This window comes from Pseudomonas sp. S11P7 (assembly GCF_023195435.1).
In the GTDB taxonomy this organism is placed as follows: Bacteria; Pseudomonadota; Gammaproteobacteria; order Pseudomonadales; family Pseudomonadaceae; genus Aquipseudomonas; species Aquipseudomonas fluorescens_G.
Genome location: NZ_JALPKS020000002.1, coordinates 4,838,052 through 4,852,555 on the forward strand (window position 1 = coordinate 4,838,052; position 14,504 = coordinate 4,852,555).

General features: G+C 62.1%; 13 protein-coding genes. 9 read left to right on the forward strand and 4 right to left on the reverse strand.

All coding sequences use genetic code 11. The annotated features are described in order from the left end of the window. The first annotated feature begins 14 nt into the window (after positions 1-14). The 7 genes from M0746_RS22310 to M0746_RS22340 are packed head-to-tail and all read left to right on the forward strand — an operon-like array spanning position 15 to position 6,502. Positions 15-1,232: a type II and III secretion system protein family protein gene (locus M0746_RS22310; RefSeq protein WP_208938860.1), complete on the forward strand. Its 1,218-nt coding sequence runs from the start codon at positions 15-17 to the stop codon at positions 1,230-1,232. Next, on the forward strand, positions 1,229-2,419 hold the full coding sequence (locus M0746_RS22315) for an AAA family ATPase (protein WP_258450615.1): 1,191 nt from the start codon (positions 1,229-1,231) through the stop codon (positions 2,417-2,419). Before M0746_RS22310 ends, M0746_RS22315 begins: the two co-directional genes overlap by 4 nt. Further along, positions 2,416-3,684, forward strand: a complete 1,269-nt coding sequence (locus tag M0746_RS22320) for a CpaF family protein (protein ID WP_258450616.1) — start codon at positions 2,416-2,418, stop codon at positions 3,682-3,684. The genes M0746_RS22315 and M0746_RS22320 overlap by 4 nt, the downstream gene beginning before the upstream one ends. Positions 3,685-3,702: 18 nt before the next feature. Next, positions 3,703-4,587, forward strand: a complete 885-nt coding sequence (locus M0746_RS22325; RefSeq protein WP_258450617.1) for a type II secretion system F family protein — start codon at positions 3,703-3,705, stop codon at positions 4,585-4,587. A gap of 1 nt (position 4,588) precedes the next feature. Continuing rightward, positions 4,589-5,473: a type II secretion system F family protein gene (locus M0746_RS22330; protein WP_258450618.1), complete on the forward strand. Its 885-nt coding sequence runs from the start codon at positions 4,589-4,591 to the stop codon at positions 5,471-5,473. Positions 5,474-5,496: 23 nt separating this feature from the next. Next, a complete protein-coding gene (locus tag M0746_RS22335; RefSeq protein WP_258450619.1) occupies positions 5,497-6,219 on the forward strand; it encodes a tetratricopeptide repeat protein in 723 nt (240 codons plus the stop codon). Positions 6,220-6,229: 10 nt separating this feature from the next. Continuing rightward, entirely contained in the window at positions 6,230-6,502 is a 273-nt protein-coding gene (locus tag M0746_RS22340) for a DUF3613 domain-containing protein (RefSeq protein WP_208938866.1), read from the forward strand. Positions 6,503-7,145: 643 nt separating this feature from the next. On the opposite strand, the gene M0746_RS22345 is transcribed toward M0746_RS22340, so the two are convergent. Together M0746_RS22345 and M0746_RS22350 are read right to left on the reverse strand one after the other, a co-directional pair. Beyond that, on the reverse strand, positions 7,146-7,931 hold the full coding sequence (locus M0746_RS22345; protein WP_342454900.1) for a response regulator transcription factor: 786 nt from the start codon (positions 7,929-7,931) through the stop codon (positions 7,146-7,148). A gap of 128 nt (positions 7,932-8,059) precedes the next feature. Next, positions 8,060-8,530, reverse strand: coding sequence for a prepilin peptidase (locus M0746_RS22350; RefSeq protein WP_258450621.1), 471 nt, complete (start codon positions 8,528-8,530; stop codon positions 8,060-8,062). 75 nt (positions 8,531-8,605) lie between these two features. On the opposite strand from M0746_RS22350, the gene M0746_RS22355 reads away from it, so the two are divergent. Together M0746_RS22355 and M0746_RS22360 are read left to right on the forward strand one after the other, a co-directional pair. After that, the gene (locus tag M0746_RS22355) at positions 8,606-9,049 is read left to right on the forward strand and encodes a TadE/TadG family type IV pilus assembly protein (RefSeq protein WP_208938869.1); all 444 of its coding nucleotides are present in this window, start codon (positions 8,606-8,608) and stop codon (positions 9,047-9,049) included. Further along, complete coding sequence (locus M0746_RS22360; protein WP_258450622.1) at positions 9,046-11,799, forward strand: PAS domain-containing sensor histidine kinase; 2,754 nt, start codon at positions 9,046-9,048, stop codon at positions 11,797-11,799. The genes M0746_RS22355 and M0746_RS22360 overlap by 4 nt, the downstream gene beginning before the upstream one ends. On the opposite strand, the gene M0746_RS22365 is transcribed toward M0746_RS22360, so the two are convergent. Together M0746_RS22365 and M0746_RS22370 are read right to left on the reverse strand one after the other, a co-directional pair. Beyond that, the gene (locus tag M0746_RS22365; protein ID WP_258450623.1) at positions 11,796-13,793 is read right to left on the reverse strand and encodes a pilus assembly protein TadG-related protein; all 1,998 of its coding nucleotides are present in this window, start codon (positions 13,791-13,793) and stop codon (positions 11,796-11,798) included. The two genes, M0746_RS22360 and M0746_RS22365, sit on opposite strands and share 4 nt — an antisense overlap. A 146-nt stretch (positions 13,794-13,939) precedes the next feature. Then, positions 13,940-14,497, reverse strand: coding sequence for a DUF4136 domain-containing protein (locus M0746_RS22370; RefSeq protein ID WP_208938872.1), 558 nt, complete (start codon positions 14,495-14,497; stop codon positions 13,940-13,942). Between the last annotated feature and the right edge of the window lie 7 nt (positions 14,498-14,504).

Consider the following 14,504-nt stretch of genomic DNA (forward strand, 5'->3'; position numbering starts at 1 on the left):
AAGGATCCAGGTGCATGCAGAGTCGTTGCAGGTCGACAGGGAAGCACATGCTCCGTGTCTTGATGGTCATGGGACTGTCGCTGGACGCGGCGTTCGCGGCCGTCGGCAGTTGCTCGACCCTCGGCCGTTTGCCGCCGGTGATCGAGATCGGCGAAGGCTTTCAGCAGGACGTGCAGTCGCCCGTGGCGATCACCCGCCTGGCAATCGGCGATCCGAAAATCGCCGACGTGCACGCCAACGGCAGTTCATCATTCTTGCTTACCGGCGTGGCGCCCGGTGCCACCAGCCTGATGGTCTGGACGGCCTGTTCCAGCGAGCCGCGCCAGAGCATGGTCTTTGTCCAGGGCGCCGCCACTGCAGCGATGACCGGCAGCCTGCCTTCGGACGATCCAAGCCTGCCCTCGCAGGTGCAGACCGACATTCGTTTTGTCGAGGTCAGCCGGACCAAACTCAAGGAAGCCACCGCCTCGCTGATCGGCACACGCGGCAACTTTCTCTTCGGTTCGCCCGGCACCCTGCCGCCGATTGCCGGGGTGCCGCAGCCACGCCTGCCGGTGGATAACTCGCTGTTCAACTTTTCGTGGGTCGGCGGCAAGACCATGGCGATCATCAATGCACTGGAAACCAGTGGTTTCGCCTACACCCTCGCCCGCCCGAGTCTGGTGGCGCTGAACGGCCAGAGCGCGAGCTTCCTTGCCGGCGGTGAAATCCCGATTCCGGTACCCAGTTCCGGCAGCGACAACGTGTCGATCGAGTACAAGGAATTCGGCATCCGCCTGACCCTGACGCCGACCATCATCGGGCGTGATCGCATCGCCTTGAAGGTCGCCCCGGAAGTCAGCGAACTGGACTTCGCCAATGCGGTAATCATCGCCGGCACCACCGTGCCCGCGCTGACCATCCGCCGCACCGACACCAGCGTGTCGCTGGGCGATGGCGAAAGCTTTGTGATCAGCGGCTTGATCAGCACCACCAACAGCTCGCAGGTGAACAAGTTTCCCGGCCTGGGCGACATCCCGGTGCTCGGTGCGTTTTTCAAAGGCTCGCAGATCAAGCGCGAAGAACGCGAATTGCTGATGATCGTCACACCGCATCTGGTGCAACCATTGGCGGCGGACGCGCAATTACCGTCGTTGCCCGGTGAAAAGCTGCGCAACTACGACCCGAATTTCTACCGCATGTTTTTCCTCGAGAACGGCAATTTCGACAAGCGCAGCGGGTTATCGCAATGAGCCAGAACCTCAGCCAGACGTTCCTCGCCATCACCCGCAACAGCACTGACCTGGAGTGGCTGCAAGGTGCGCTCGCGCCGCTCGGCCAAGTGGTCAGCGCCGGTGGCGGCAGCCTCGACGAGTTGCTGGCATTGGTTGACGTGACGTTCGCCAGCCTGGTGTTTGTCGGCCTCGATCGCGAGCACGTGGTCGCGCAGAGTGCCCTCATCGAAGGCGCGCTGGAAGCCAAACCGATGCTGGCGATCGTTGCCCTTGGCGACGGCATGGACAATCAGCTGGTGCTCAATGCCATGCGCGCCGGCGCGCGGGATTTTGTCGCTTATGGCTCACGTTCCAGCGAAGTCGCCGGGCTGGTGCGGCGCTTGAGCAAACGCTTGCCGCCGGTGGCGCCGAACACGCAGCTGGGCGGGCTGACGGTGATGTACGGCGTGCAGAGCAGTTCCGACGGCGCGCTGCTGTCCAACCACATGGCGCAGGTGGTGCAGAAGAGCGGCCAGCAAACCTTGCTGCTCGATCTCGGCCTGCCGCGCGGCGACAGCCTGGCGCTGCTCGGGCTGGAGAGCTCGTTTCATTTCGGCGATGCCTTGCGCCACTTGCGCCGGCTCGACGCGACACTGATCGACAGCGCTTTCACCAGCACCGAAGCCGGCCTGCGCATTCTCGCCTATGCGGGCAACGACGAGCCGCTGGAAAACACCAGCGCCGCCGAGCTGTACATGCTGCTCAGTGCCCTGCGTCAGCACTTCCAGCACATCGTCGTGAACCTTACCGGGCAGAGCGACAGCGAAGCCTTGCGCACCTTCGTCAGTCATTGCGACAAGCTGCTCTGGTACACCGACCAGAACGTGCTCAATTGCCGACGCAACCTCGCGGTGCTCAACCTGTGGCGCGAAAAGGGCATGAAGCTCGACCACGGTCGCCTGCTGGTCGACCGCTATTTGAGCAACGTTGCGCCGAATGCGGAAACCCTCGGCAAGACCTTCAACCTCGAAGTGATCGCCACCCTGGCCCTGACTCCGGAAGTGCGCCTGAACGCAAAAAACCAGGGCGTCAGCCTGTTCGAACTGGCCCCGCGGGAAAAACTGACGCAAAGCCTGCGCGACCTTGGCGAACGTCTGGCAAAACGCTCCGAGGGGCTGGCGAAACCCAAAGTCACCTGGTTCGACCGTTTGCGAGGCAGCTCATGAACGCAGAAAAACTGTTCGGCAGCGCACCGCGCGCCGGTAACGGCAACAGCGATCACGAAGGCCTGAAACTGGTCCTGCATCGCTACATCATCGATGCCCTCGAAGAGTCGGGGAAAAATCTTCTGGAAGGCTCGCGGCAGCAGCTCGCGCAATTCGTCACCGACAAGGTTGCCGAGTACATCGCCCGTCTGCACCTGGCGATTTCCCGCTATGAAATGGAGCGGCTGGCTGAAGAGATCGTCGATGAGCTCACCGGTTTCGGCCCGCTGGAAGTGCTGCTGCGCGACCCGTCGGTGACCGAGATTCTGGTCAACGGCCCGCACCGGGTGTTCATCGAACGCGACGGCGTGCTGCATCAAAGCGATTTGCGTTTTATCGATGCGCATCACGTCGAGCGGGTCATGCAGCGAATTCTTGCGCCGCTCGGCCGACGCCTCGACGAGTCTTCGCCGATGGTCGATGCGCGCCTGCCCGATGGCAGCCGGGTCAATGCGATCATTCCGCCGATCGCCCTCGACGGGCCGTGTCTGTCGATTCGCAAATTTCGCAAGGACATGCTCAACAGCAGCGACCTGATGGCGATGCAGACCATCGACCTGGCGATCTTCGAGTTTTTTCAGATGGCGGTCGGCAAGCGTTGCAATATCCTCATCAGCGGCGGCACCGGCACCGGCAAGACCACGCTGCTGAACATTCTCAGCCAGTTGATCAATCCCCACGAACGACTGGTGACCATTGAGGACGTCGCCGAATTGCAGCTCGGCCACCCGCATGTGGTGCGTCTGGAAACCCGCCCGCCAAATGCCGAAGGCCACGGCGAAGTGAAGGCCAGCGACCTGATTCGCAATGCCCTGCGCATGCGCCCGGACCGGATCATCCTCGGCGAGATTCGCGGCGTTGAAGTGGTCGACGTGCTCACCGCGATGAACACCGGCCATGACGGTTCGATGAGCACCGTGCACGCCAACAATGCTCAGGATGCCCTGCTGCGACTGGAGACCCTGGTCGGTCTGACCGGTCGTTCCATCGCCGAACGCACCCTGCGGCAGATGATCTGCGCCGCGCTTGACGTGATCATCCAGCTGACGCGCATGCCCGACGGGCGCCGCTGCGTCAGCGAAGTGGTGGAAGTGGTCGGCATTCGCGAGGACGTATACGTCACCAACACCCTGTTCCGCCTCGACCGCCGCACAGGTATTGGCTTTCTGCGCGAAGCGGTGAATCCGGCTGGCGACAAGCTGCGCTTTGATGCGCATTCGGTCTGACGGCGAGGAGCAGCGAACATGTGGGCACCGCTGATTCTGATTGTCGTCTGCCTGGCCCTGCTGGGGCTGTCGATCCGTCTGTTTGTGCAAGGTTTGCGCAAGACTGCCACGGAGAAAGTTCTCAACCGGCTGGCCGCCGGGCAACCGCAACTGGCTGTGGAGAAGCCCGTCTGGGTCCGGCTGGAACGGATGTTTCTGCGCGCCGGACTGGGCCGTCCGACCGAGCGCTTCGGCCTGTGGCTGAGTCTGTGGGCGGTGGTCGTGGGCTTGGGTTACATGCTCGCCGACTGGATCGGCGTGCTGCTGATGATCGTCGTGCCGCCTCTGACGCTGCGGCTGTACATCGCCTTTCTGTATCAGCGGCGGATCAAGCGCATGATCGAACAACTGCCGCAATTTCTCGATCACACCGTGCGCAGCCTGAAATCCGGGCGCACCCTGAGCGACGCGGTGATGGGCAGCATCGACGCCAGCGACGACCCGCTGAAAGAGGCCATGGGCCGGGTGCAGCGCAACGTGCAATTGGGCGTGAACCTGCCCGACGCCGTCAGCGATTTTGCCGAGCTGTATGAGCAAGACGAATTGCGCATGTTCGCCCTCGGCCTCAAGGTCAACCACCGCTACGGCGGCAACGCCAGCGAGCTGCTGGAGAACCTGATCAAACTGATCCGCGAGCGAGATCAGGGGGCGCGGCAACTGCGCGCGCTCACCGGCGAAACACGCATGACCGCCTGGGTGCTCGGCGCATTGCCGCTGCTGCTGGTGAGTTACTTCATGCTGACCAACCCCGGCTACATGCTGGGCATGTGGAACGACGCGGGCGGACGGCAGATGCTTATCAGCGCCGCCGCGTTGCAAGTGGTTGGCAGTCTGGCGCTGTGGCGCATGTTGCGGAGCGTTTGAGATGGTCTGGCTCGCGGCACTCATGCTGCTGCTCGGCGCGCTGTTACTGGTGACCAATCACTGGCTGGTCGAGCGGCGCCGGGTGCGGCAGATCAACCAGCGCCTGCAGGGTCAAACCTTGCGCGAGAACCGCTTCGGCAGCTGGCTGCGCGCAGTCGGCAGCAGTCGCTTCGGCCAGCGCTCGGTGAGCATCGACAGCGAAACCCAGACCCTGCTCAACCGCCTCGGCTGGCGCCGCGCCAGCGAGCGCTCGTTGTACGCCGCCTGCCAGATCGGCACGCCGCTGCTGACCCTGGGCCTGGCGATCTTTCTGCAGCAAGTGTTCTTCCCCCAGGCCGGCAATGGCTGGATCGTGCCGATGCTCGCCACCGGCGGCGGCTATCTGCTACCCAAACGCGTGCTCGCCTACGCCGCTGCGCGGCGCCAGCGCACCCTCGCCGTAGAGATATCCACCTTCATTCCGCTGCTGCGCATCCTCTTCGAATCCGGCATGGCGGTGGAACAGGCACTGCGCGTGCTGAGCAGCGAGGCGCAAAAACTGCTGCCGGAGCTGACCCGCGAACTGCGCCTGATTCTGGCGCGCGTCGACAGCGGCCTGGAACTCGGCCAGGAGCTGCACAAAGCGGCGGTGATGCTCGCCGTCGACGAGTTCAGCGATACCTGCGTGATCCTTGAACAACTGATTCACCAGGGCGGCGGCGCGATGAAATCGCTGCTGGCGCTCAAGCAACTGCTGGATGACCGACGCCTGACCCGCTTGCAGGAATACATCTCGAAAATGTCGGCAAAGATGTCGGTGGTGATGATGCTGTTTCTGTTTCCGGCCTTGCTGATCGTCCTCGCCGGCCCGGGCTTCACCGCGATTGCCCGGGCGTTCGCAAACTGACCTCGGCTCATGGAGAGCGTTTGATGAAAACACTGATACTCATGGCAAGTCTGCTGCTGCTCGGCGGTTGCGCCACCGACGGCCAGGCACCGTGGACGGCGCTGCTGTCACCGAGCAGTTGCAGCAAGATGACCCAGGAGCAGGAACTGGCGCTGAACCTGGCCGATGACTTGGCCAACGACGGCAAACTGCACGCCAGCCTCGCCAACCTGCAAAGCCTGCCGGACAACCTCAGCGAAGTGCGCCTGCGCAAAGCCAAGGTCTACCGTCTGCTCGGCCGCAGCGAGGCGGAACCGTTGTATCGCAGCCTGCTCGGCGGCTGCCTGACCGCCCAGGCCGAACATGGTTTGGGCCAGCTCTACGCCGCGCGAAGCGACTACGGCCAGGCCCAGGCCCACCTGCAACGCGCCGCCCGGCTGGCACCCACCGACGAGAAAATCCGCAACGACCTCGGCGTGGTCTACCTCAACCAGCTGCGCCTCAACGACGCCCGATTCGAATTTCTCACCGCCATCGAACTCAAGCAGAACAACGAATTGGCGACACTGAACATGGTCACCCTGCTGCTGTACCAGAACGACTGGCCGCAAGCCGCCGAGATCGTCAGCCGCGCCAAACTCACCCCGGAACAATTCACCCAGGCCCAACAACGCGCCGAACAACTCAAAGCGCCGGCCAAAGCCAGACCCACTACCGGCAACCAGGTCGCCGCCGTGGCCGACCCTCTGCCGCCGTCGCTCAAATAAGGAGACAGCCATGCCCCCCCTCAAAGGCCTGTGCTACCTGACCCTGCTCACCCTGCCCCTCAGCGCCGTAGCCATCGACGCCGGCCCCGCCTCGGCGCAACAACAGGAAACCGAAGGCTGGCTGCTCCTGCAAAGCCGCAACAAAGTCGCCTCGCCAAAACCGCAAACGGCTACCGCCACCGAACGCGACCTGGCCATGCAGCGCTGGTTGAAAAAGTACAAATACGAGATTCCAGATTTTTATGACCCGGATGCGGGCGGGAAGCTCGAGACCAAGAATTAGTGAAGTGGTGAGCTTGCAGACGCTATCGCGAGCAGGCTCGCTCCTACATTTGGATTGGGTGTGTTCAGTCAAGCACGGCACAGCTGAAAGCCAACCCTCACCCTAGCCCTCTCCCGGAGGGAGAGGGGACTGATCGTGGTGGATGCGAGGGCTACGCCGGCTTGGGATATCGAGTCGTACTCAGGTTCTGAACGGCCCAAAAATCGGCTCCCTCTCCCTCGGGAGAGGGCTGGGGTGAGGGGCAAATCCACCACCAATCCCAAGCCAACCACCCGCTTCTAACCACTCAACAATGAGCGTTAGCTCGCGTGCTCTTGATCTTGATCTTGCGTCACCGGCGACATCGGAAGGCTGAGTGGAGGGATCGATCCGGGCGTGGGAGCGCAGCGACCGTCTGGCGCAGCCAGACACAGCGGACGTAGGTGCAGCGAAGCAAACCGTAGCCGCTGCGCCCGGATCGGTCCCGGAGCGAAGGGACCCGAGCCTGCGAGGGCCGTACGTAGGAGCAAGCGTTTTGGGTTACCTTTTTGGCGTTTGAAAAAGGTGACCCGCCGTAAGGGCGAAACCGCCAGCAGCCACACCCCAAAAAACGGATATTCACCCAAAAACAACCAAAGCCTGGTCGGCCCAGAGGCCGCCAAGGTCAATGCGCCGTAACCCGCTGCCGCAAAGCAGAACCACTGGGCGCCAAGGCCAACGCCAACTGCGTACGATTATGCATATGCGTCAACCGCAGCACCTGCGACACATACAACTTCACCGTGTTCTCGGTAATCCCCAACTCACAGGCAATCTGATAATTGGTCTGCCCTTTGCCCACCAACCGCGCCACATCGAGCTGGCGCGGCGACAACTGACTGAACAGCGCCGGCATCTCCTGCGCCTCGCCCCCGTCAGGCTCACCGCCCGACACATCGCGAGCCGCCGCCGGACTGCGCCGGACCTTGTCCAGATCCTGGTAAAGATCGTCGATCGACTCCGACAAAAACTGCAATTTCTGATTCAGGTGCCCCAGATGCAGATTCTTCTGACGCTCCTGCAGCGCCGCTTCCTGACGCTGCACGCCTTCAAGCATCTCATCCAGATTGATCGGCTTCTGATAGTAATCGGCAATCCCGGCACGCAACGCCTTGATCACATCCTGCTTGTCCGCACGCCCCGTCAGCATGATCGCCTCGAACACCCGATGCTTGCCGGCCAACCGCTGCAACTCTTGAATCAACTGAATGCCATCCATGTCCGGCATGTGCAGATCGCTCAGCACCAGGCCGATCTCGGCGTCGTCGCTGAATCGCTCGATCGCCTGCAGACTGGATTGGCACGGCACACAGCGGTAACCGCTGCTTTCCAGAAATTCGCAGAGTTCTTCGACCACCAACGGCTGATCGTCGACTACAAGGATTTTCACCGCAGACGTAAGCTTGTTCACGTGCCACTCCATTACCCTGGGCCAAAGCTGACCATTCCTGTACCGCCAACTTTGGCTGTATAACCCCGTTCCAGTTGAAAGTAGACCTACTTTCCGACTATGTACATAGAACTAGTGGCGCTTGGCGATCAACGAATCCACGGTAAAACAGACAGGGCGCCGACCAGCACAAACGGTGCAAATGGCAGCTTTTTTGACTTGTCTGGCGCCAGATACCGCCAACGCTCTCTAAGCCCTTGACTCATATGAAGCCAGAGTCTTGGCGCCAGCAGCATCCAGATCACGCTGGCGATAGCCGCGCCAATAAACACACCAAGAATAAACAGACCGTTCGTCGCAAGCCCCAGAGCTGTCATTAATTTCACATCACCGGCGCCCATGCGCCCCAGGAAAAAGCCCGGCAACGTCAGCGTCAGCGCAATCAGAACGGCCCAACCGCCCTGCCCGGCTTCCGCGCCCAGCCAGGTGTTGCCAGTCGCCAGCAGATAAACCAGCGCCAGCGCAGCCGCCCCCAAAGTGAGCACGTTGGCAATGCGCCGTTGACGCGCATCTTGCCCAGCGCACAGCACCAGCCAAAGCAAAAGGATAAAACTGTGCATCCGCTAAAAGCCGTCCGTTTTTGCTGAATGATTCTATGCTGATACTACGCAGTGACAGTCAGGGTAGACGCACTCATGAAATACGCCTTCCGGAAGTCGCAAACAGGTGCGGTGGCGATCGAGTTCGCCCTGGTGTTCATCATCTTTTTCGCGGTTTTTTATGGCTTGGTCAGCTACAGCCTGCCGCTGGTGATGATGCAATCGTTCAATCAGGCCACGGCCGAAGCGGTACGCCGCAGTGTGGCGGTCGATCCGAACACACCCAACTATTCAACGGTCGTGCTCAACACCGCGAACGCGACGCTGACTCAGCAATTGTCCTGGATTCCGCCGGTCTTCAACCTGGTGGTCGGCGTTGATACCAGCAGCCAATACAGCGCGACTGGCCTGCTGACCGTGCGAGTGGATTATCCGGTCAGCAAGTTGAATCAGGTCATGCCGGTACTGGTGCTGCCGGGTATCGGCGCGGTCCCCAGTCTGCCCAGTCATCTGACCGCCACCTCGAGTCTGCAATTTTGACCACGGGCGACAAGCTCTTCGGGCGTTTGCTCAAACGCACCACATTTGCCCCGCAGGAATTGCCCGACCGGCTCGGCTCGCCCACCAGTGGTTTGCATCTGTACCTCAACGACGACGGCGGTGTGGTGCAAATGGCCGGGCCGCTGCGGCATCTGCTCGCGCAGCACAAACCCCACGACAAGCCCCTGCCGCTAAGCACCTACGTGCAAGCCCACAGCACGCTGGCTATCGAAGGCCGGCCAAGGGAGTGGCAAGGCCTGTTGCTCGATCTGGATTTTTCTGGCCTTGGCGAGCAGACCTTGCACCTGCGCGGCTGGGTGCAACCGCTGGGCGAAGGCTGGCTGCTGCAATTGATCGATATCGGCGACTTGCTGCTTGAACGCCAGCAAGCGCGTCAGCGCGACGATTGCCAATCGATCGCCGCAAGAATCAGCGAGCAGGTGCGGGCGTGCAGCCAGACGCGCTTGCCGGAAATAGTCGGTGAACAACTGCAAGTGATCGCGCAGCGTTGGCACATCCCTTGTGTAGCGCTGGCCTTGCTCGATGATGAGGAACTGGGCTGGCAGGTCTATCGACAATATCGCGCTCACGATGCGCCGAACCTCTGGGAGGATGACCAGCGTCTCGGCACGCCCCTCGACAGTTTGAACGGCGCGGCGCCGCAGCGGATCGGCGGGCAACCGGGTTTCGATGAGCATTCGCGGGTACAAATACTGTTCGGCAATGCTGAAGGCTTCGCGGTGCCGTACAGCGATGAACGTGGCGTGGTCGCCTGGCTGCTCTGCGCTTTTTACCCTGTCGAGACAGCCGCGCCGTACCTGAGCGAACGCGACTGGACGGCATTGCTCGGCGCCCTCGCCGGCCCGTTGCTGGGACGTCTGCGCGAACACCAGCATCAGTTGCAACTGGAACGCATCGAAGCGCTGCAAAGCCTGTTGGGCAGCGGTTGGTGGGAAATTTTCGCCGACCGCCAGCGCGTGCAACTGGCCCCCTCGCTGGCCGCTGCGCTGCAACTGGACACTGGCGAACCAGCCCTTGAAGACTGGCTGACGCAGATTCATCCCGCCGACCGCGACGAGTTGCGCAGCCGTCTTAACGCCTTGCAGCAACACGGCGAAGCCCTGACGCTGTCGGTGCGCCTGGCCGGCAGCGAGCCTGCGCAACCCGCGACGTGGTACCGGGTGCAAGGCCAGGTCATCGGCAGCGGCGTCAACCGGCGGCTGATCGGGTTCATGCTCGACATCAGTGACATCCAGAACCAGCAGCAACGCGCCGCGGCCGCGCATGCGCGGCTGGACAACCTGATCGCCAGTTCGCCCGCGGTGATTTACGTTCAGCAGTACCGCGAGGGTGCGCTGATTCCGACGTTTTTCAGCGCCAGCCTGCAACCGCTGCTCGGCTGGAGCCTGGCCGATTGTGCCGACGGCGCGCTGATCGAGAAGGTCCACCCTGACGATCGCGATCTTTATTTCGAACGTACGCGTCAGCTGCTGCGCGAAGGTGCGGTGCGTGGGCGTTATCGCCTGCGTGACCGTCACGGCAGTTATCACTGGCTGCTCGATGAAGCCAGATTGCTGCGCGACGACCTTGGCCTGCCGGTCGAAGCGGTGGGATTGTGGCTGGACGTCACCGAAGCGACGCTGGCCGCCGAGCAGGTAAAAAACAGCGAAGAGCGCTACCGGATTCTGGTCGAGGATTCGCCAGCGATGATCTGTCGCTACCGCCCGGATCTGACTTTGACCTTCGGCAATCGCCCGTTGGCGACGTATCTGGAATGCGCGCCGCAGGCACTGCCGGGGGTCGATCTTGGTAGCTGGATGTCCGATGAACAGCGCAGCGCGTTTGTTCAACGTCTCGGCGCGCTGACCCCGGAGCAACCGGTGAGCACCGCGGAGATCAGCCTGCAACTGCCCGGCCGCGAACACGCCTGGTGGGTGTGGTCCGATCGCGGCGTGTTCGACGAACAGGGGCGCTTGATCGAAGTGCAAGCGGTGGGCCGCGACAACACCGAGTTGCGCCGCTCGCAGCAACAACTCACGCAAAGCGCAAAAATGGCCACCCTCGGCGAAATGGCCACCGGCCTGGCCCATGAAATCAACCAGCCGCTGAACGTGATGCGCATGGCCATCGTCAACGTGCTCAAACGCCTGAGCAACGGTGACGTGCAGATCGACTACCTGACCGACAAGCTCAAGCGCATCGACGCGCAAGTGCAGCGCGCGGCGAAAGTGGTCGATCACATGCGCGTGTTCGGCCGGCGCTCGGAAATCGAACAGCAATTGTTCAACCCCGCTTACGCCATCGAAGGCACGTTGTCGCTGTTGGCCGAAGGCATGCGCGGCAAAGGCGTGGACCTGCGCATCAGCGAGACCACGTTCGAGGTTCAGGTACGCGGCTACGTCGATCAGCTGGAGCAAGTGCTGATCAACCTGATGGTCAACGCGCGCGATGCACTGCTGAGCAAGCGCGAGAAGGAATCAGCGTTCAACCCCTGGATATCGATGTACGTCGAACGCGATGAGCAGCATGTGCGGCTGTGGGTCGAGGACAACGGTGGCGGCATCGATGCGCGTTTGCTCGAGCGTATTTTCGAACCGTTTTTCACCACCAAACCAATCGGTGTTGGCACCGGGCTGGGGTTGTCGGTGAGTTACGGCATCATCGACAACATGGGCGGCCGCTTGAGCGTGCGCAACTCGGTGGAGGGCGCGCGGTTTTGCATCGAATTGCCGATTGCCAGCGAGGCCTAGATCACCAGATAGGCCTTGCCGGTCTGGCCGCAAGTCATGTTGGCGCCGACCTTGACGTCCATCAGGTTGATGCCCAGCCCTTTAAGCAGGTTGTTGAGCAAGGGATCGAGCAAGGGGCTGATGGTGCTGGTCACGACTGGCAACAAACGGTTGGTGACATCACTGATCAACGAAGCGACGCCGGTGACGATCGCGCCCAGCGGATTGCTGCCCACGGGTTGGTAGACAATCAGATTGATCCCCGCCAGCGTATTCGACAGGCTGCCGACGACGTTGCTGGTCGGCACAGCGGAGAGCACGCTCGGCGGCAATTTCAGGTTGGCCGGGGTGGCGAACGGCGTGGCGCTGGAGAACACCAGATCTTGCGAGTTCTGCGCGACGCTGGTGTCGAGTTTGATGCCGATGCCCCCGGCGCCGAACGGAACGTGAGTGGCGGGATTACAGGTGCCGAGCAAGAGGATCTTATGACAGGTGACGATGCCCAGATCGATCAATGGCAAGGGCGCGACGGTCGGCTGGGCGGCGGAAGAAAAAGCGTTGATCGGGTCGATCTTGCCGAGCTTGAGGTCGGCCAGTGAAGTGACGGTGTGCGCGGTCAGGCTCTTGGTGCCGCTGGTGCCTATCGGGCAGCTGTAATCGGTCACGTAGCTTTTCGCGCCGCCGGCGTCGAGGCTGATGTCGATCCTTGGCGATGGCAGCAATTGCGGATCAAGTTGCTCGCAACCCGCGCCCAGCAGACACAGCGCTGAATTGAGCGTGCCGACCAGATTCAGACTCAGCAGCGCGTTGAGTGTCGGGGTCAATCCGCCAACGAGTCCCAGCACCGCATTGGGCAGTCCAGTCACCCCGGAGAGCACCGGCAAATTGACCGAGAGCATCGTGCGCACCTGCGCTGTCCGCACATAAATCCGGTCCGCTCCCAGCGGATCGACCTTGGCCCGCGCCGGATCGCCAATCGCCGAGAACTGCGGCGGCTCGATCACCTTGACCCGCACCGTGACGTTCGCCAGCCCCAACACGCTGACCGGCAGCGTCGCCGCCACCGCACTCTTGCTGTTGGCCAGTTGCACCACGCCCTGAACCAGTTGCAGCAATTGCAGGTTGGCATCCAGCCCCGCCGCCGGGGTGCCGGTCTGCAATTGCAGGATGTCGCCGAGTTTGACCGGTGCCGCGTTGATCGCCGCGACCTGCAACTGACCCAAAGCGGTGGCCACCTGGGCGGTCGCGCCGTTGGCCTGCACCACCGTCGCGGCCGCCTGAATCAGCTGCGTGACGCTGGTTTGAGTATTGAGCAATTGCGTGTAATCGCCGGCGGCGACGTTAAGGTTGATTGCCAACTGATCGAGGTATTTCAGCAGGTTGATATCGGTATTGAGCAAGCCGTCCCAACCGAGTGCGGTGAGATTGACGTTACCGCCCAGCAGGCCGGAAAACAGTGGATTGAGGATGTTCGATTGCGCCGTGTCGATCGTCGCCAGGTTACTGCGGATATTCAACTGGGCCACCGTCGGCTGCGGCTTGGCAGCCACTGCCGAGGCATTGAGCGTGGTGTTCAGGCTGACCGGGTTGGCACTGAACAATGCCTGTACGCCGCCGGCCAAACTGCTGGTGACGGTGCGACTGGCGGCGACTTTCACCGCCACCGCTTGGGTGGCATCCACGCTGAAGGTGCGCAGCCCGCCCGCCGTCGTGAGCAGGGTGCCGCAGGTGGTGGCGAGGGTGTTGCTGGCGTCGACGATGTAGCCATTGCGCAGCGCGCTCTGCCCGGCGTAATTGGCGGCGCTCAGGCCCGGCAGGCATGTGCCGCCACGGCTGACCGCTTCGAGCGCGGCGTTGTCGACCACGCGCTGCAACTTGCGTTGCTCCATGTACAAGCGACCGCTGTCGACCACCAGCAACAGCATGACCACCGCCAGACTGAGCGTGGCCGCCGCCATCAATCCAATCGCCCCGCGTTGCCGGGCCGGACCGTTGAATCGCGAACGAGGCGACATGGCGCACTCCTTTGCCGTGACCTCCTGTGGGTGCTGGTGAGTGTAGACGGGGCTTGGGGCTGTGCATCCTTGCGAACAGAGAAACAAGCCTGTGGGAGTGGGTGTGCAGGTAAAAGGGAGCTCCGCGGCTCCCTTTTACCTGCAGATCAACGCGGCGGATAGTTGCTCAGAATCCGCGTCACGGTTTCGCGAATCGCACTGCTGCGATCTTCCGGGTTCGGCCGGCTGGCGAGCATCTGTTCGTCGCTGCCGCGCCAGACCAGTTTGCCGTCCTTGCCGTCGAGCAGATCGACCTGGATGGTCGCGACCTTGTAGGTGATGTTGCGCGTTTCGTTGTACATCGGCGCGCCCCAATAGCCATTCCACGGGCCACCCCAACCGCCGCCGTAGTTGGTCGTCACTTGTTGCTGGCGATCCTCGACGATCAGATAGGTCTGCACATTCAAATCAGCCTTGGCGCCCGCAGGCGCCGGGCGCAAACCGCGCTGATCGAGTTGATCGGCCACCGCCTGGCGAATGCGCTGTTCGGTGAGGTCGCTCTTGATCCGTGGATCGTCAGGACGATATTGCAAGGCGGGGTCTTTCCAGCTCCAGCTGCGATAGGCGGCGAAGTCGCGGCTGGCATCGAAATCGTGATTGACCTGGTTAGCCGCGCAAGCGCTGAGCAATGCGGCCATGGCGAGTAGAGCGAGACGGCGGAACATGATTTTT